The following is a 16,814-nucleotide window of genomic DNA, read 5'->3' as shown; positions in this document are numbered from 1 at the left end:
TATCTGATGCACTTCACTGTGGAGTAACTGAACATGGCAAAGATGAAAACCAAAAGCGCAGCAGCCAAGCGCTTCAAGAAAACCGGGAACGGCATTAAGCACAAGCATGCTTTCAAGAGCCACATCCTGACCAAGATGAGCACTAAGCGTAAGCGTCAACTGCGTGGCACTCAGCAGCTTAATGCTGCCGATGTCCAGAAAGTCGAACGCATGTTGCGTCTCCGTTAAGTCTAAGGTCGAGGATATAAAGAATGGCTCGTGTTAAGCGTGGTGTAATGGCGCGTAAGCGTCACAAGAAAGTTCTCAAACTGGCTAAAGGCTACTACGGTGCGCGTTCACGCGTATTCCGCGTTGCCAAACAGGCCGTTATCAAAGCTGGTCAGTATGCGTATCGTGACCGCAAGCAGCGTAAGCGTCAGTTCCGCGCGCTGTGGATTGCTCGTATCAACGCTGGCGCTCGTCAGAACGGCATGTCTTACAGCCGTCTGATTGCTGGCTTGAAAAAGTCGTCCATCGAGATCGATCGCAAGGTTCTGGCTGATCTGGCTGTGAACGAAAAAGCGGCGTTTACCGCGATTGTCGAAAAAGCAAAGGCTAGCCTGGCTTAAGCCCTCGTTACGACAATCACCGCGCTGCAAGGCGTGGTTGGCAACGTCAATGATAGGGGAAGAGCCTCAACGCTCTTTCCCTATTTTTGTTTCTGGAGTTTGTAAATGGAAAACCTTGACGCCCTGGTCTCCCAAGCCCTTGACGCTATCGAGCAGGCAGCTGATGTCAATGCGCTGGAGCAGATCCGCGTGCAGTACCTAGGCAAGAAGGGCGAGCTGACTCAGGTGATGAAAACCCTGGGCAATATCCCGGCCGAAGATCGACCCAAAGTAGGCGCCATGGTCAATGAAGCCAAAGAGCGCGTATCCAGTGTGCTTAATGCACGCAAGAACGAGATGGAAGCGTCAGCGCTGAACGCCAAGTTGGCTGCTGAGCGTGTTGATGTGACGCTGCCTGGTCGCGGCCAGCTAAGCGGTGGCCTGCATCCGGTCACGCGCACCATGGAGCGCATAGAACAGATTTTTGCCCACGTCGGTTATACCGTCGAGGAAGGTCCTGAAGTAGAGGACGACTACCATAACTTTGAAGCGCTCAACATTCCCGGCCACCACCCGGCGCGGGCAATGCATGACACCTTCTATTTTAATGCCAATACCCTGTTGCGGACTCATACTTCACCGGTTCAGGTGCGCACCATGGAGGCCACGCAGCCGCCGATTCGGATCATTTGTCCGGGTCGTGTCTACCGCTGTGATTCTGATCAGACTCACTCCCCAATGTTTCATCAGGTTGAAGGCTTGCTGATTGACGAGGGTGTGAGCTTTGCCGATCTGAAGGGGACCATCGAGCAGTTCCTGCGCGAATTCTTCGAGGCAGATCTGGAAGTGCGTTTCCGTCCTTCGTTCTTTCCCTTCACCGAGCCTTCTGCCGAAGTGGATATCCGCCGCACCGTAGTCAAGAACGGTGAAGAGAAGGCCGATTGGCTTGAAGTACTGGGTTGCGGCATGGTGCATCCCGATGTGTTGCGTATGTCGGGCATCGACCCGGAAAAATACCAGGGGTTTGCTTTTGGTATGGGCGTAGAGCGCCTGACCATGCTGCGTTACGGCGTGGGCGATTTGCGCATTTTCTTCGATAACGATCTGCGTTTTCTTGAGCAGTTTCGCTGAGCGCCGCACCCGCAACCCTTTTGAAAGCAGGAATCAATAATGAAATTCAGTGAACAGTGGCTGCGCACCTGGGTTAACCCCGCCGTCTCCCGTGACGAGCTGGTAGCGCGCCTGTCCATGACCGGACTCGAAGTAGACAGCGTCACCCCAGCCGCTGGCGCGTTCAGCGGCGTGGTAGTTGGTGAGATTGTCAGTGCCGAGCAACACCCGGATGCCGACAAATTGCGTGTTTGCCAAGTTAGTAACGGCAGCGAGCAGTTCCAGGTAGTCTGTGGTGCCCCGAACGCGCGCGTGGGTATCAAAATACCCTTCGCCATGGTCGGTGCCGTCCTGGGCGATGACTTCAAGATCAAGAAAGCCAAGCTGCGTGGCGTCGAATCCTTCGGCATGCTGTGTTCTGCTGCCGAACTGAAGCTGTCCGAAGATCACGACGGTCTGTACGAACTGCCGTCAGACGCGCCTGCTGGTCAGGATGTGCGTGAATACCTCGGGCTGGACGATGCGATCATTGAGGTCGATCTGACGCCAAACCGTGGTGACTGCCTGTCGATTGCCGGCCTGGCCCGGGAAGTGGGTGCTAACTATGGCGCTGCAGTGACACGCGTGCAGGTTGACGCTGTCGCCGCAACGCACGATGACGTGCGCCCGGTCGAGCTGTTGGCGCCGCAGGCCTGCCCACGCTACCTGGGTCGCGTGATCCGCAATGTCGACCTGTCCCGACCGACTCCGCTGTGGATGGTCGAGCGTCTGCGTCGCAGCGATATTCGCAGTATCGACGCCGTGGTGGATATCACCAACTATGTCATGCTTGAGCTGGGTCAGCCGCTGCATGCCTTCGATCTCGCCGAGATCAAGGGCGGCATTCGCGTGCGATTGGCCGAAGAGGGCGAGAAGCTGGTGCTGCTCGATGGCCAGGAAATCACCCTGCGCGCTGATACCCTGGTAATCGCTGACCACGAACGTCCTCTGGCTATGGCCGGTATCATGGGCGGCGAACACAGTGGCGTAAGCACAGGTACACAGGATCTGTTTCTGGAAAGTGCCTTCTTCGACACTATTGCCATTGCTGGTAAAGCGCGTGGCTACAGCCTGCATACCGACTCTTCGCACCGCTTCGAGCGCGGCGTGGATTGGCAGCTGCAGCGCGAGGCCATGGAGCGTGCTACTGCGCTTATTCTCCAGATCGTTGGCGGTGAGCCGGGCCAGGTGATTGAGGCGGTAGAGCAGGGCGAGCTGCCGACACTGAAGCAGATCATCCTGCGCGGCGAGCGCATCAATCAGATGCTCGGCATGCAAATGAGCCACACTGATGTAGTTGGCTATTTGACAGGCCTGGGCCTGACTGTTACCGCACAAGGTGAAGGTCAATGGCAGGTAGATGTGCCTAGTCACCGCTTTGATATCAGCATCGAAGTGGACCTGATCGAAGAGTTGGCGCGCTTGTATGGCTATAACCGCCTACCGGCAACTGCACCTACCGCAGCACTCAACCTGACGGCCAAGCCAGAAACCCTTGGCGAACTGCCAACGCTGCGCCGTCTGCTGGTTGCCCGTGGTTACCACGAAGCCATTACTTACAGCTTCATCGAGCCGGGCCTGAGCAAGCAGTTTGAGCCGGAAATCGAACCCTTGGCGCTGGCCAATCCGATCTCTACCGATATGGCGGTTATGCGTCCGTCGCTGTGGCCGGGCTTGAGCAAAGCGCTGCAATATAACCAGAACCGCCAGCAAGGTCGCGTTCGCTTGTTTGAAAGCGGTTTGCGCTTTGTGCCACAAGCCGATGGTGAGTTGCTGCAAGAGCGCATGCTATCTGGTATCGCCTGCGCCACACGCTTGCCGGAAGGCTGGGCCAATGGTGCTGATAAGCTCGACTTCTTTGATGTTAAAGCTGATGTTGAAGCAATCCTGGGCAATGGTGGGGCAGCAGACGCCTACACCTTTATTCCCGTCGAGCATCCGGCCTTGCATCCTGGCCAGAGCGCCAGTATCCAGCGCAATGGTGAACAAGTTGGCTTGTTGGGTGCGCTGCATCCCAAGCTGGCCGCTGATCTTGATCTGAATGGGCCGGTTTTTGTGTTCGAGTTGGCATTGGCAAAGATTTGCCAAGGCAAATTGCCGCGATTCAGCGAATTGTCGCGCTTCCCTGAGGTCAGAAGAGACATAGCGCTAGTAGTAGACCGCACTGTGCTGGCCGAAGATTTGTTGTCTTGTATTCGACGCGAAGCGGGCGAGCACTTGAAAAACCTCAGGTTGTTTGATGTTTATGAGGGCAAAGGTATTGATCCGCATAGAAAAAGCATGGCTATCGGCTTGACCTTGCAGAATTCCTCGCGCACTCTAACGGATGAAGAGGTGAATGCTGTCATGGACAGAGTGCTGCAGTCCTTGGAGCAAGGGTTCAATGCCACACTAAGGAAATAGCCTATGGGGGCTCTGACGAAAGCGGAAATGGCTGAGCGGCTCTATGAAGAGCTAGGGTTTAATAAGCGCGAAGCCAAAGAGCTGGTTGAATTGTTTTTCGAAGAAATTCGTAATGCATTGGAGACCAATGAGCAGGTCAAATTGTCCGGATTTGGCAATTTTGATCTGCGTGACAAACGTCAGCGTCCCGGACGCAATCCCAAGACGGGTGAAGAGATCCCTATTACCGCCAGGCGGGTAGTGACTTTTCGCCCGGGACAAAAACTCAAGGCAAGAGTAGAAGCCTATGCTGGAACCCAGCCATAACGACGAACTGCCGGCGATTCCCGGCAAACGCTATTTCACCATTGGTGAAGTCAGCGAGCTTTGTGCAGTAAAACCTCATGTTCTGCGTTATTGGGAGCAGGAATTTCCGCAACTTTCACCGGTGAAGCGTCGTGGGAATCGTCGTTATTATCAGCGTCAGGATGTGCTGATGATTCGTCAGATCCGCGGGTTGCTTTACGATCAAGGCTTTACCATCGGCGGTGCGCGTCAGCGTTTATCCGGTGATGAAGCGAAGGACGATGTAACTCAGTACAAGCAGCTGATCCGTCAGACTATTGCCGAGTTGGAAGAAGTTCTGAGTGTGTTGCGCGTGCGCTGATATCGAAAAAAAACTTTCGCATTTCAGATAGTTAATGTATCATGCGACCCGCTTCGACAGACAAATCGAAGCATCGTCGGGGCGTAGCGCAGCCTGGTAGCGCACTTGCATGGGGTGCAAGGGGTCGAGTGTTCGAATCACTCCGTCCCGACCAAATTCAATAGAAGGATCAAGCACTTAGCGGCCTGATCCTTTTTTTGTGTCTGGAGTACGCAAAATGCGCGTAAATCTAACGGGTTTTGTCGGCGAAAGGCATATCGGAGGCCGAACCAGCCCGCAAAAAAATGCTTCGTTGGCGGTGTTCTCCGTGACGACTGCGGCTCATGTCTGAGAGCTAAAGAAATTTTGCGTGTGTGGATGGAGGTGAAGCCGATTGCTTTCCTCTAAGTATTCAAGCGTACCTCCTCGTTACTCGCTTGGGGCTTTAAATTCCGATAAGTGCCAGTTGGTTCATTCCCGTCTTTAGCTATTTATTTTATCGTCCATGTTTGAGTACTGAAATAATAGACGCCTAAATTCGGGTGTGCAGTGCTGGTTCCACGGTTGGATAACGTCTCCGGTCTTCATTAGGTTGGCTTTGGTGCGTTAGCCTGCTAGAGGGTGACGTCTGCTAAACGCGCCGAAAGTTGTGATGACAGCATTGGCGCCATTGATGGGCGTCTCACACTTAGCTTGAGATCTTGATTGATTACAGTCTGCTTCCGATGGGGGTAAAGATTGTTGAAAAAAATCAATATAAATCGACTTGGTTCACCGTAGTTGGCGATGAAAAGGAGTAATCTCGCACCAGTATTTTACGCAAGTAATCAAGGCGCATTATGCTCAATTAGGCGGTTCCGGTCGGCATCGTGCGAGGCTTCTATTGAGCCACTAATATCTCGTCTGCGACGTGCGTTAGCGTTAACAATTTGTCAGGAAGGTAGGCATGCTTTTAGTCCTTGAGGGACATTCTAGCCAGCGTGACGTGATCGCTGGCGCGCGAGATGCGCTACCGCCGTCAGTTCAGATTTTCGCCTCTCACCGTGAGCAACGCCCAGAGATTACAGGGCTTGCTGATGTTGCTTGGACTGAGCCAAGTGACAATACGGTGAGAGTAGATTGGGTGATCGACAAGGCCCTAAGTAACAGCATTGAAGTAGTATTAGCGGGTAAATTTGGACAACTTTATGAAGCCCATCGTGGGCGATTTGAAGCGAATGGCATCAGGCTGGTGACTGGCTGCATTTCCTTGGAAGGGCTTCAGATTGTCGAAGACAAAGGACGGTTTACTGCCGCCGCGCTGGCTGGTGGCTTGAATTGTATTCCCGGCGTCCCTGTCACGAGCTCCGAGCAGTTGGTGGCTGTCTACCATGATCTGGTGTTGCAGGGGCCGGTTTGCGTCAAGCCAGTGGCAGGGGTTTATGGGCAGGGTTTTTGGAGGCTCAGTGAAAACACTGATCCGTTTCGTTGTTTTGCGAATGCCAGCGCATGTGAAGCAAACTTGCGAGTATTCGCGGATACCTATGCGCAGGCAAAAACCCCAACGCCTCTTTTGCTAATGCCGTACCTGTCTGGCAGCGAGTGTTCGATTGATATGGTATGCGAAGCGGGTGATGTCATCGCCTATGTTGGTCGGCGTAAGCAAGGCTATTACCAAACTTTCGAGCGTGAAGGGCGCGCTGTAGATCTTGCGATTCGGGCGGCCACGCATTTCAAGTGCGATGGTTTGGTGAACGTTCAAACTCGCGATGACGGCGAAGGCATTCCGCACCTGCTTGAAATCAATCCGCGTTATTCCGGTGGTATCGGTTACACCAGAGAAGTGGGGGTGAATTTGCCTGGCATCTTTGCCAGCCGCAGGCTGAGTCTCCCAGAACCTATTTCGCAATGGAAAATGGGCGTTCGTGTTAAACCTATTAATGTGGCGATTTCTCTCGACGGTAGGTGTTAGCCGTGTTACCCATGGAGCTATTGTCGTTGATTTTAATGTGGAGATTACAAGGATGATTTTTCTCTCACCTGGTGCAAACGCCAGTATCGGTGATGATGACTTCAGTTGGAGTATGGAGACTGACCGCGGAGCGCTTTTAGGTGATTACGCGGGCCTTGCGCTTTTGCCTGTTGATGGCAAGCGCATCCCCTGCGGCAGTCCCGTAATGTTTCAGTCACCACAGCCGTGGATGGAGTGGAGCGGCGGCCCTGAAAAGGCTTGCTGTAAAGTAACTTTTGGCAGTCTCCCTCAAGGCTGTGAGAAGGTGCTGATCGTAGCGTACGTATATGCGGCGGCAGGGCCGATTAGCGAACTCGGTTCTGTGCGTTTGATCGTGAACGATCATATTGAGCACAAACATAGTCTGGCTGGCTTTGGTGAGGCAGCAGTGGTCTTGGGTGAGTTCTACATCCGAAACTCAGAATGGAAGTTTAGGGCGCTAGCTGAAGGCTCAGCGTATGGACTTTCTGCCCTTGGTCGGCGCTTGGGCCGTGATATTGATGATAGCCATCCTAATCGTGGCACGTCGCGGACGGAGAGCTCAAGATCAGAGACAGCTACCGGGACTGGCTTCGCCGTCAGCCCGACGCACATAATGACATGCGCCCACGTCATCGAGGGCATGAGCTGCGTATCGATCGCGTCTTTCGAGGGAAGATACCGCGCGGAACCGGTGGTTGTAGACGAACGAAACGACATTGCGCTGTTGCGGATTGATGGCGCCAAGCCACTCGTTCCTGTTACGTTTCGTGAAGGAAGAGGGTGCGAGCTGGGAGAGACAGTAGTCGCTCTCGGTTACCCGTTGTCTGGTTTGGCTGGGCGCGGGCTGCATGTTACTCAAGGCGGGATTTCCGCGCTCTTTGGCATTCGTGACGACGCCAGTCTGCTTCAGTTCACGGCAGCGATCCAACCTGGCTCCAGTGGCAGCCCCTTGTTTGATGGCTCGGGATTGGTTGTGGGGCTTGTCAAATCTTCCATGGCAGATGCGCAGAGTATGAACTTCGCCGTAAAGTCCCCGCTGATACTGGCGTTTTTGGACGCATCGAGCATCAACGCGCAGCGGGGGGGTAGCAGTCAGCAACGAACCACTACTGAAATAGCCAAGGATGCACAAGCGTCTCTGTGGCGTATTGAGGCGAGTGCTGTTTAACACACCTCGCTGACGTAAAAGCTATATAGGCTACTTAGGCCTCCCGCTTCAGAAAATAGGCATACAGGTACATGTTCAACAATACCGCTTCAGATGTTCAGCGACTGCAAGCAGATCTTATGCGTGGCCGGCTTGAGGTCAACATTGATAAAGCAAGCGTCGAGCCCGAGGCCCTATTCGGCTTTGCTGAGCGTCGTAATCCAAAGCGTGCTTTTCTCTTTGTTTCAAAGGTGCTTGGCCGTCACATTCCGGCACGACCCTCGGCTATGTCAGGCAGCTTTGAAAAACTTGCCTCACTTATCCCTGAGGATTTGCCGGGCCCCATTCTTGTCATGGGTATGGCTGAGACGGCGGTTGGTCTAGGCGCTGGTGTGCACCGGGCATTGAGTAGCCGCCGGCCAGACTCTGTTTATATTGTTAGTACCCGTCATCCTCTTGGCACAGAAATTTTCGCTCGGTTTGAGGAAGAACACAGTCACGCCAGCGCGCACCTGATCCATCTCCCGGTAGATGCAGATACACGCGAAATGATGCTCAATGCCCGTTCGTTAGTGTTGGTGGATGACGAAGCGTCTACCGGAAAAACGTTTATCAACTTATATGACTCATTGGTTAATGCGGGACTGAAATCCATTGAGCGTGTCGTTACTGCAACACTAACCGATTGGTCCGCGGGTGCGGTCACCAGAAGTGTGGGCTCTACTGCAGCACAAGTTTCGCTACTCAGTGGCTCATACGAGTTTCATGATAAACAGGACGCTCCGCTACCAGAGATGCCAAAAGTGGGCGCTGTTGCGGCCGGCGATTGGCCAATCAACGCTGACCTCGATTGGGGGCGGCTTGGTACCCGAGGAGTAGAAGATACCTTGGGTCTGGACGTGCTAGTTCATCCCGGTGAGCGTGTGCTAGTCGTGGGCAACGGCGAGTTTGTCTGGCGGCCATTTCTGTTGGCTGAGCGTTTAGAACGTCTCGGTGCGGACGTCCATTTTAGCTCCACTACTCGCTCACCTATCGCTTTGGGACATGCTGTAAAGCATGCTATTTCTTTCTCAGATAGTTATGGCTTGGGTATGCCCAACTTTCTTTATAACGTCGCCCCAGGCCAGTTTGATCGTGTTCTAATCTGCAGCGAGACGCCTATCATGGCAGTGGATAAGACGCTCATTCAAACGCTCAGTGCAGAGGTGATCGTTGATGCTTTCTAAGCGTCCTTTGGCTTTCGTTGATCTCGACGATACGCTTTTTCAAACAGCCCGCAAAATGCCTGATGGAACGCCGCGTTTCCCTGCCACTTTAGATCAGGAGGGGCGACCCAACGGCTATATGTCGCCCATTCAAAAAGCGCTTGTCGAATGGCTTTTTGCAACCGCGGATGTGGTACCCGTTACGGCACGTAGCGTTGAGGCCTATAAACGCGTTCAGTTGCCATTTGCGCTAGGAGCAGTCTGCTCCCATGGTGGTGTCATTCTCGAGCCGGATGGGAGTTCGGACGCCGCTTGGCACTCTTTGATGGCCAGCGCTTTAGCCCGTTATCAGACCCGCCTAGCGGACCTCAGTGAAACGACACTTACGGTGGGTTCCGATCTCGGGTTCTCGCTGCGCGGCTGGGTTGTTGAAGAGGCCGGACTGCAGAATTATGTAGTGACTAAACACAATGGCAACGACGACAGCGTGCTTGTTAAAGTACTGGACGTTATTCAGGCGCGGGGTCTGCTCGACGGTATGTATGTTCACCGGAACGGTAATAATCTTGCCTTCATCCCTGTGGGGCTGGAGAAGCGAATTGCTGTGCAGGAATGGGTGCGCCGCGACCGCGCAATGAATGGCGAGCGCCTCGTCCTCGGTTTCGGAGACAGTATTTCAGACTTGGGATTCATGACTGACTGTGATTTCTGGGCCACGCCCGGCAAAAGCCAGCTAGCAAGGGCCGCGAGGAGTGTTATTGGTGGGTAGTGCTATTAGCGTGATGAAGACCGTAGGGAGTGGAAGTTACGATAAGCAGGATGTTCACTTTTTGCTGCGCAAAGTCGATATTGAGCCGACTGAGGTACTTGAAAAAGAGCGCTTGATTCAGAGTAAGCAGCGTCATTATTCAGAGATGATCAGTCAAGAGAACGCTCCCAGTCGTGTGCACAAGGAGCTATACGAGCGAGCGATGCTACAGAACGGCGAGCGTATGGCCCAGGACGTACAGGCCTTGGCGCTCGCGTTGGCCACTGAATTTACGGGAAGGTCGGTAGTGCTTGTCTCGTTTGTCCGAGCCGGATTGCCGCTTGGCGTTTTACTGCGTAGAGCGCTTGTAGGCTTTGGCTGCGAGGCCTACCACTACGGTATTAGCATCATTCGTGACCGCGGAATCGACAGCGATGCCTTGGAGGCGGTGATTCAGGACCATGGTGCAGAAAGCATTGTTTTCGTCGATGGCTGGACTGGCAAAGGCGCGATCTCAGCGGAGATCAAACGGAGTCTTCAGGGCGACTCACGGTTTCCTGCGGACCCGCGTCTTGTCGTACTTGCTGATCCTTGTGGGAGAGCGTGGCTCTCAGCGTCTGCAGACGACTGGGTTATTCCATCAGGTATTCTCGGGGCGACGGTGTCGGGTCTGGTCTCTCGCTCTATCTGGCCTTCCAGCGGAGGACTACACGGCTGTATCGTCTATGATCACTTGCAAGCGCATGACGTCACTCGGGCGTTTGTTGACAAAATTGATTGCTTGCGTCTGACAGTTCGCGGGATCGAACCGGCAACACCCTGGTCAAACACGCAGCGTGAGATGCTACAAGAGGCCTCTCGTCAGGTTATTCACCACATTGCCGAGCGATTTAGTATATCTAATCTTAACCGATTGAAACCAGGTATTGCCGAAGCTACCCGTGCAGTATTGAGACGCGTTCCTGATCATGTTTTAGTAGGCGACAAGAGCGATGCCGACGTGCAGCTACTGATACATCTGGCGGAGAAAGCAGGCGTGCAGGTGGAGGAGTGGGGCGGCTCCTTAGGGCCTTACCGGGCCATGACCGTAATTAGGAGTGTCAGCTAGATGAGTTTGTGCTCGCCATACGCACTTGGCGCCACCCTATATATGCCTGCAACCCGGCCTGATATCTTGGATGTTGTATCGGGCGATAGGCTGCCGGAGTTGCGTTCGCTTGTTGTTTGTTTGGAGGACGCCGTCTCGCCAAATGACGTTCAGTTCGCCTTGTCCAACCTGGAGCGGCTGCTCAAAAATATGCATGCACAAGGCGGTCGGTCTGTGCAGAGGCCGATGCTATTTGTCAGGCCCAGAGATTCAAAAATGGCGGCTATTTTGAACGACTGGCCACTGATTGGCTTGGTGGATGGATTTGTGGTCCCCAAACTGACTTTGCGCAACCTCTCAGCCTGGGAGTCTGCGGTGACTAACCCCAGCATCGTTTTAATGCCTACATTGGAAACCCACGACGTGTTCCAACCAGCGGCCATGGCAGAGCTTGCCCAAGCACTCAGGGGTGAGTTTGATCAGCGTATTATTGCGCTGCGCATAGGCGGCAACGACCTTATGGGCTGCCTCGGTTTACGTCGCAGTCGGACAAAGACGCTTTACAGCGGCCCTATGAGCTATGTTATTTCGATGCTCGCCGGTGTTATGGGTGCGGCAGGGTTCTCTCTTACCGCGCCTGTTTTCGAGCAACTTTCAAGTCCCGCCCTATTAGACGAGGAGCTCGAGCTTGATATTGCCCACGGGCTAGTTGGTAAAACGGCTATACACCCTTCACAGATCGCGGCAATTCATAGTGCACTAGCAGTGCGCATAGATGACCTCAACAGTGCCAGGTGCATAGTTGAAGAGTCTGCGCCAGCTGTTTTCAAGTTTAACGACGCCATGTGCGAACCTGCTACTCATTACAAATGGGCTCAAAACATACTGGAACGGGCTAAGTGGTATGGCGTTCGCCAGGAGGCGACCGAGACTGGTCTGGGCTTGGCTGAACTAATGCACTAACTAGCTCGTCCTAGTTTTTGCAATGAGCTTTATTCGTTGCTAACTGTATGGTGGCGCGGGAAGTGGGCGATAAGATCAGGTTCGACTGCACCTATGTTAGGTGAAGTCGATATTAGGTACCGAGGCGAGCGCCAGAAGGCGACCCTCGTGCAGTGAACGAAGTTAATTTAATTGACAAGGAGTGTAAAAATGGCGCTTTCACTAGCTAAAAACCAAACTATTTCACTTGAGAAGACCACCGGGAACGGGCTGACCAAGATTCGCATGGGGCTAGGTTGGGATCCCGCCCAGAAGCCGAAACCCTCGGGCGGCTTTTTCAGCCGGCTACTCGGCGGCGGGGCAGACAGCGATGATATCGACCTGGACGCATCATGCATCATGATGGATGGCAACAAGTCAGCAATCGACGTTGTTATGTTCTCACAGCTTAAATCGAAAGACGGGTCAATCACACACTCTGGTGACAACCTGACCGGCGAGGGAGACGGTGATGACGAAACTATTTTTGTCGATCTTTTGAAACTGCCGTCAGCAGTAAAGTACCTCGTCTTTACGGTCAATTCGTTCCGCGGTCAAACGTTTAATGAAGTGGAAAATGCGTACTGTCGCATTGTAGACGAGCAAGCAGGTTCAGAAATTGCTCGCCTCACGCTGTCTGAAAAAGGGAACCACACAGGCGTAATTATGGCCTACCTAACGCGCACAGCTGATGGCTGGGACATGACCGCAGTTGGCCGAGAAACCAATGGTCGCACTGCCCGTGACCTAGCTAGCGAGGCTGCAGGAGTATTAGGCTGATGACCACCTTAACTCCAGGGGCCAACGCCCCTGTCGACAATGCAACGGTCTCGGTAACCGTTACCTATACGCCAGACTCCGGTCAGGACATTGACCTCTCCGCCTTTCTGCTTGGTAGCTCTGGGAAAGTTCGCGGCGATGAAGATATGTGCTTCTATGGCCAAAAAACGATTGGCGACGGCATGGTGCAGATGACCGAGGTGAGTGCGGGTCGCGCGGTTTTCTCGTTGGACCTCGCTCGCCTTGATGCTGCGGTGGAAAAAGTCGCGCTAACCGCAACAATATATGAGAACAGGTCCACGTTCGCTTCTGTGTCACAGCTGTCAGTTAGCGTCACTGGTGGTATTGAAGCCGCGATTCCTACAGCAGGTATGCAGGAATCAGCGCTAATTCTTGGTGAGTTCTATCGTCGCCAAGGTACCTGGAAGTTTCGCTGCGTAGCTCAGGGGTTTGCGGGAGGGCTAGAACCGTTGGCCAAGCACTTCGGCGTGGAAGTTGCTTCTGCGCCGGCGTCTAGTCCAAAACCGCAGCCTGCCTCTGCCGGATCACCAGCTGCTGCGCCCGCTCCAGCGCCTGCCCCAACTCCGTCTAGTGTTAACTTGAGCAAGATTACACTAGATAAATCACGTTCAAGTATCAGTCTTGAGAAGAAGGCTGGGGGCCAGTACGGCAAGATTCGAATCAATCTGAACTGGAACCAGCAGCAGAAGTCCGGTGGGTTTCTGGGCTTTGGTAAGAAGTCGTCAGTGGACCTTGATTTGGGCTGTTTGTTTGAGATGCAGGATGGTCGTAAAGGCGTAGTTCAGGCGCTTGGCAGAGGCTTCGGCTCATACGATCAGTCACCTTTCATTCAGCTTATGGGCGATGACCGAACCGGCTCTGTTAGTGATGGTGAATGGCTCCACATCAATGGGGATCGCTGGAGCGAGATCAAGCGCATTGCAGTTTTTGCCTTTATCTACGACGGTGCCCCCAACTGGTCGGCAACAGACGGCGTTGTTACACTGTTTGCACCAAACCAAGCGCCAGTCGAAGTGCGTGTTAGCGAGGAGGGCGGCCAGCTCGGATGTTGCTGTATAGCGCTACTTGAAAACATCAGTGGTGAGGTTAATGTAACGCGCAGAGTCGATTTCCACCGAGATCAGGAAAAGCTTGATCAAGCCTACCACTGGGGAATGTCCTGGCGCGCAGGTTCGAAATAAACAACTTAGCGGCGCCGTAGGATGCCGCAAACACAAGGTGAACCCGAATGCTCGATTGGCTAAAGAAGAATGCGAATGAGGCGCGTGATCGCCTTGCAAATGAAGTGACTAAATTCAAGAACCGGGAGTTCATGGAAGCCGTGGTTGCTGGTTGCGCTCTAGTAGCGGCGGCAGACGGCAATATCAGCTCCGATGAAAAACAAAAGATGATTGGTTACATCCAAAATTCGAAAGAACTGAAGGTGTTCAACACAAAGGATGTAATCCAGTCATTCAATGATGTGTGCAGCAATTTTGACTTTGACCCGGCTATTGGTCAGGCAGAAGCCCTTAGGACCGTTGGCAAGCTCCGCAATAAGCAAGACGCGGCGCGTCTTCTGGTGCGCGTTTGTTGCGCCATAGGCGCTGCAGATGGCGACTTTGATCAAAGTGAACAAGCCATGTGCCGTACAATTTGTAACGAGCTTGCCTTAAACCCAAGCGAATTTGACCTGTGAGGGTATGACCTTGGAAAACACGGCAATCGGCTTTCCGCCGCTGACTATGGCGATTTTCGCCGGTCTGGCGATATTCGCACTAGCACTTGACCTGTTTACGCACAAGAAAGATAAGCCGGTGACCTTGCTCAATGCGTCGCTCTGGTCGCTTTTCTGGGTTTTTGTATCATTGGCCTTCGCAGGCTTTCTGTACGTAAACCATGGTCCTGAGGTGGCTAGCCTTTTCGTTACCGGTTACGCACTTGAGAAAGTACTAAGCGTCGATAACCTGTTTGTATTCATGGCTATTTTTGCTTGGTTCAAGATACCTGACGCACTGCGGCACAGGGTTCTTTACTGGGGCATCATCGGTGCGATTGTTTTCCGTTTGATATTTGTAGCTATCGGTACCGGTCTACTGGCGTTCGGACCTTGGGTGGAAATAGTGTTTGCCGCTATCGTTGCTTGGACGGCGGTCATGATGCTCAAAGGTGGGGGTGATGATGACGAAGAGGAAGATTACTCCAAGCACATTGCTTATCGCCTAGGCAAGAAGCTGTTTCCAGTGTGGCCTAAGCTATATGGCCACGCATTTTTTGTTCGCCGTGAAACGCTGGAAGGCGAGCTGAGGAAGCCTGAGAACAAAGGGATGACGTTGGCTGAAAAGGGGACTTGGTTTGCAACGCCCCTCTTGCTTTGCGTATTCGTAGTCGAGATCTCAGACGTCTTGTTTGCCTTCGACTCGGTGCCTGCAGTTATCGCTGTTAGCCGGGAGCCACTAATAGTCTATTCGGCCATGATGTTCGCGATTCTTGGTCTGCGGACGATGTATTTCGTTCTTGAAGCGCTGAAACGCTATTTGGTGCACTTGGAAAAAGCGGTTGTGGCTTTATTGTTTTTCATCGCCGGTAAACTGGCGTTGAATGCAACCAACCACTTGTTTTATCACGGTTACGATATTGATCCGAACACCAGTCTCATTATTGTGATGGTTGTATTGGGCATCGGCATTGTAGCTAGTATCATCTTCCCAGAAAAAGAAGATGACGTGGATGTAGTAAAAACCAACCCCAACGAAAACGTTTAACCTAAAAAGGATTTGTGAAATGGCTCTTTCACTGCAAAAAGGCGGAAATCTGTCTCTTTCTAAAACAGACCCAGGTATGACGAAGGCCCTGATCGGTCTGGGCTGGGATCCTCGCGCAACTGATGGTGCAGAGTTCGATCTTGATGCCAGCGCATTCCTCATTGCCAGCAATGGCAAGGTCCGTAGCGAAGCCGACTTTATTTTTTATAATCAATTGAAGAGCCCGGATGGCTCCGTTGAGCATACCGGTGACAACCGCACGGGCGAAGGTGATGGCGACGATGAAATTCTTAAAGTTGACCTGTCTCGCGTGCCTGCTGATATCGACAAAATAGCTTTTTCCGTGACTATTCACGAAGGCCAGACCCGCAATCAGAACTTTGGCCAGGTTGCTAATGCTTATATTCGTATCGTGAACGAAGTCAGTGGATCTGAAGTCGTTCGCTATGACCTGGCAGAAGATGCCAGCGTTGAAACGGCGATGATTTTTGGCGAGCTTTACCGCAACAACGGCGAGTGGAAGTTCCGCGCGGTGGGCCAAGGTTACTCTGGCGGACTCAAGGCCATGGCTAACCAGTTCGGAATCTCTATCTAATTTACTAGTACGAGGAAATTTACAATGGCGGTAAGTCTAAGTAAGGGCGGCAACGTCTCTTTGACCAAAGAGGCTCCAGGCCTGTCAGAAGTGCTTGTTGGACTGGGCTGGGACCCACGTGTTACCGATGGCGCGGAGTTCGATCTCGACGCGTCCATTTTTGTCTGTGGCGAGAACGGCAAAGTTCTGGATGACTCTTCGTTCATTTTTTACAACAATAAAACGTCGAAAGACGGTACGATTCAGCATCTCGGTGATAACCGCTCTGGCGAGGGCGAGGGCGATGACGAGCAAGCTGAGGTTAAATTGAGTGGCCTGGCTGGCGATGTTAAAAAGCTTGTTTTCGCAGTGACAATCCATGAAGCGGAATCGCGTAAGCAGAACTTCGGTCAGGTTTCAAACGCGTTTATTCGCGTGGTTAACAAAGCTGACGGTAAAGAAATAGCTCGTTACGACCTGTCGGAAGACGCGAGCACCGAAACCGCTATGGTGTTCGGCGAGCTGTATCGTCATGGTGATGAGTTTAAGTTCAAGGCTATCGGTCAAGGCTTTGCTGGCGGCCTGAAGGCGTTAGCTGAAGCTCATGGCGTATCCATTGGCTGATCTGCAGCTGTAACAGAAGCCCCTGTCCTGTTGGCAGGGGTTTTTTATGGTGCGCCCGGCAGGGCGCACTCACTTGGAGGTGAAAGTCCTCTACACGCCCGGCAAGGGGAAGTGTTAGCCAGAGGCAAGGGTGTCGCGGGTGACTGCGAATCTGGAGGAAGCCCGAG

18 protein-coding genes and 1 tRNA gene are annotated in these 16,814 nt (G+C 53.0%); all 19 read left to right on the top strand.

The annotated features are described in order from the left end of the window. Window positions 1–33 precede the first annotated feature (33 nt). The 19 genes from rpmI (at window position 34) to EF096_RS14580 (ending at window position 16,647) form a co-directional block, all read left to right on the top strand. Window positions 34–228, top strand: a complete 195-nt coding sequence (gene rpmI / locus EF096_RS14670; RefSeq protein ID WP_092283775.1) for a 50S ribosomal protein L35 — start codon at window positions 34–36, stop codon at window positions 226–228. 23 nt (window positions 229–251) lie between these two features. Further along, complete coding sequence (rplT, locus tag EF096_RS14665; protein WP_092283773.1) at window positions 252–608, top strand: 50S ribosomal protein L20; 357 nt, start codon at window positions 252–254, stop codon at window positions 606–608. A 105-nt stretch (window positions 609–713) separates the two neighbouring features. Continuing rightward, on the top strand, window positions 714–1,718 hold the full coding sequence (gene pheS, locus EF096_RS14660) for a phenylalanine--tRNA ligase subunit alpha (RefSeq protein ID WP_123890551.1): 1,005 nt from the start codon (window positions 714–716) through the stop codon (window positions 1,716–1,718). A 39-nt stretch (window positions 1,719–1,757) separates the two neighbouring features. Further along, on the top strand, window positions 1,758–4,139 hold the full coding sequence (gene pheT / locus EF096_RS14655; protein WP_123890550.1) for a phenylalanine--tRNA ligase subunit beta: 2,382 nt from the start codon (window positions 1,758–1,760) through the stop codon (window positions 4,137–4,139). Window positions 4,140–4,142: 3 nt separating this feature from the next. Next, window positions 4,143–4,445 carry an integration host factor subunit alpha gene (gene ihfA, locus EF096_RS14650; protein ID WP_083727852.1) on the top strand — a complete coding sequence of 101 codons (303 nt, stop codon included), beginning with the start codon at window positions 4,143–4,145 and terminating at the stop codon, window positions 4,443–4,445. Further along, complete coding sequence (locus EF096_RS14645) at window positions 4,426–4,785, top strand: MerR family transcriptional regulator (RefSeq protein WP_123890549.1); 360 nt, start codon at window positions 4,426–4,428, stop codon at window positions 4,783–4,785. Before ihfA ends, EF096_RS14645 begins: the two co-directional genes overlap by 20 nt. Before the next feature lie 77 nt (window positions 4,786–4,862). Then, window positions 4,863–4,939 (top strand) — tRNA-Pro (locus EF096_RS14640). 771 nt (window positions 4,940–5,710) lie between these two features. Beyond that, on the top strand, window positions 5,711–6,715 hold the full coding sequence (locus tag EF096_RS14635) for an ATP-grasp domain-containing protein (RefSeq protein WP_123890548.1): 1,005 nt from the start codon (window positions 5,711–5,713) through the stop codon (window positions 6,713–6,715). Window positions 6,716–6,767: 52 nt separating this feature from the next. Continuing rightward, window positions 6,768–7,904, top strand: coding sequence for a trypsin-like peptidase domain-containing protein (locus tag EF096_RS14630; RefSeq protein WP_123890547.1), 1,137 nt, complete (start codon window positions 6,768–6,770; stop codon window positions 7,902–7,904). 71 nt (window positions 7,905–7,975) lie between these two features. Next, on the top strand, window positions 7,976–9,109 hold the full coding sequence (locus tag EF096_RS14625; RefSeq protein ID WP_123890546.1) for a phosphoribosyltransferase domain-containing protein: 1,134 nt from the start codon (window positions 7,976–7,978) through the stop codon (window positions 9,107–9,109). Then, window positions 9,099–9,857: an HAD family hydrolase gene (locus EF096_RS14620; protein ID WP_123890545.1), complete on the top strand. Its 759-nt coding sequence runs from the start codon at window positions 9,099–9,101 to the stop codon at window positions 9,855–9,857. Before EF096_RS14625 ends, EF096_RS14620 begins: the two co-directional genes overlap by 11 nt. Further along, window positions 9,850–10,944 carry a cysteine protease StiP domain-containing protein gene (locus tag EF096_RS14615; protein WP_286972188.1) on the top strand — a complete coding sequence of 365 codons (1,095 nt, stop codon included), beginning with the start codon at window positions 9,850–9,852 and terminating at the stop codon, window positions 10,942–10,944. Before EF096_RS14620 ends, EF096_RS14615 begins: the two co-directional genes overlap by 8 nt. Then, entirely contained in the window at window positions 10,945–11,886 is a 942-nt protein-coding gene (locus tag EF096_RS14610; RefSeq protein ID WP_123890544.1) for an HpcH/HpaI aldolase/citrate lyase family protein, read from the top strand. A gap of 189 nt (window positions 11,887–12,075) precedes the next feature. Then, a complete protein-coding gene (locus tag EF096_RS14605; RefSeq protein WP_123890543.1) occupies window positions 12,076–12,684 on the top strand; it encodes a TerD family protein in 609 nt (202 codons plus the stop codon). Continuing rightward, window positions 12,684–13,886: a TerD family protein gene (locus tag EF096_RS14600; RefSeq protein ID WP_123890542.1), complete on the top strand. Its 1,203-nt coding sequence runs from the start codon at window positions 12,684–12,686 to the stop codon at window positions 13,884–13,886. The genes EF096_RS14605 and EF096_RS14600 overlap by 1 nt, the downstream gene beginning before the upstream one ends. A gap of 47 nt (window positions 13,887–13,933) precedes the next feature. Beyond that, window positions 13,934–14,383: a tellurite resistance TerB family protein gene (locus EF096_RS14595; RefSeq protein ID WP_123890541.1), complete on the top strand. Its 450-nt coding sequence runs from the start codon at window positions 13,934–13,936 to the stop codon at window positions 14,381–14,383. A gap of 10 nt (window positions 14,384–14,393) precedes the next feature. Then, window positions 14,394–15,449, top strand: a complete 1,056-nt coding sequence (locus tag EF096_RS14590; RefSeq protein ID WP_123890601.1) for a TerC/Alx family metal homeostasis membrane protein — start codon at window positions 14,394–14,396, stop codon at window positions 15,447–15,449. A gap of 19 nt (window positions 15,450–15,468) precedes the next feature. Beyond that, entirely contained in the window at window positions 15,469–16,044 is a 576-nt protein-coding gene (locus EF096_RS14585) for a TerD family protein (protein ID WP_123890540.1), read from the top strand. 24 nt (window positions 16,045–16,068) lie between these two features. Beyond that, the gene (locus EF096_RS14580; RefSeq protein WP_123890539.1) at window positions 16,069–16,647 is read left to right on the top strand and encodes a TerD family protein; all 579 of its coding nucleotides are present in this window, start codon (window positions 16,069–16,071) and stop codon (window positions 16,645–16,647) included. Window positions 16,648–16,814 lie beyond the last annotated feature (167 nt).

Origin of the sequence: Pseudomonas neustonica (genome assembly GCF_003797945.1) — a bacterium.
Lineage (GTDB): Bacteria > Pseudomonadota > Gammaproteobacteria > Pseudomonadales > Pseudomonadaceae > Halopseudomonas > Halopseudomonas neustonica.
This window is presented reverse-complemented; position numbering and strand designations above follow the sequence as displayed.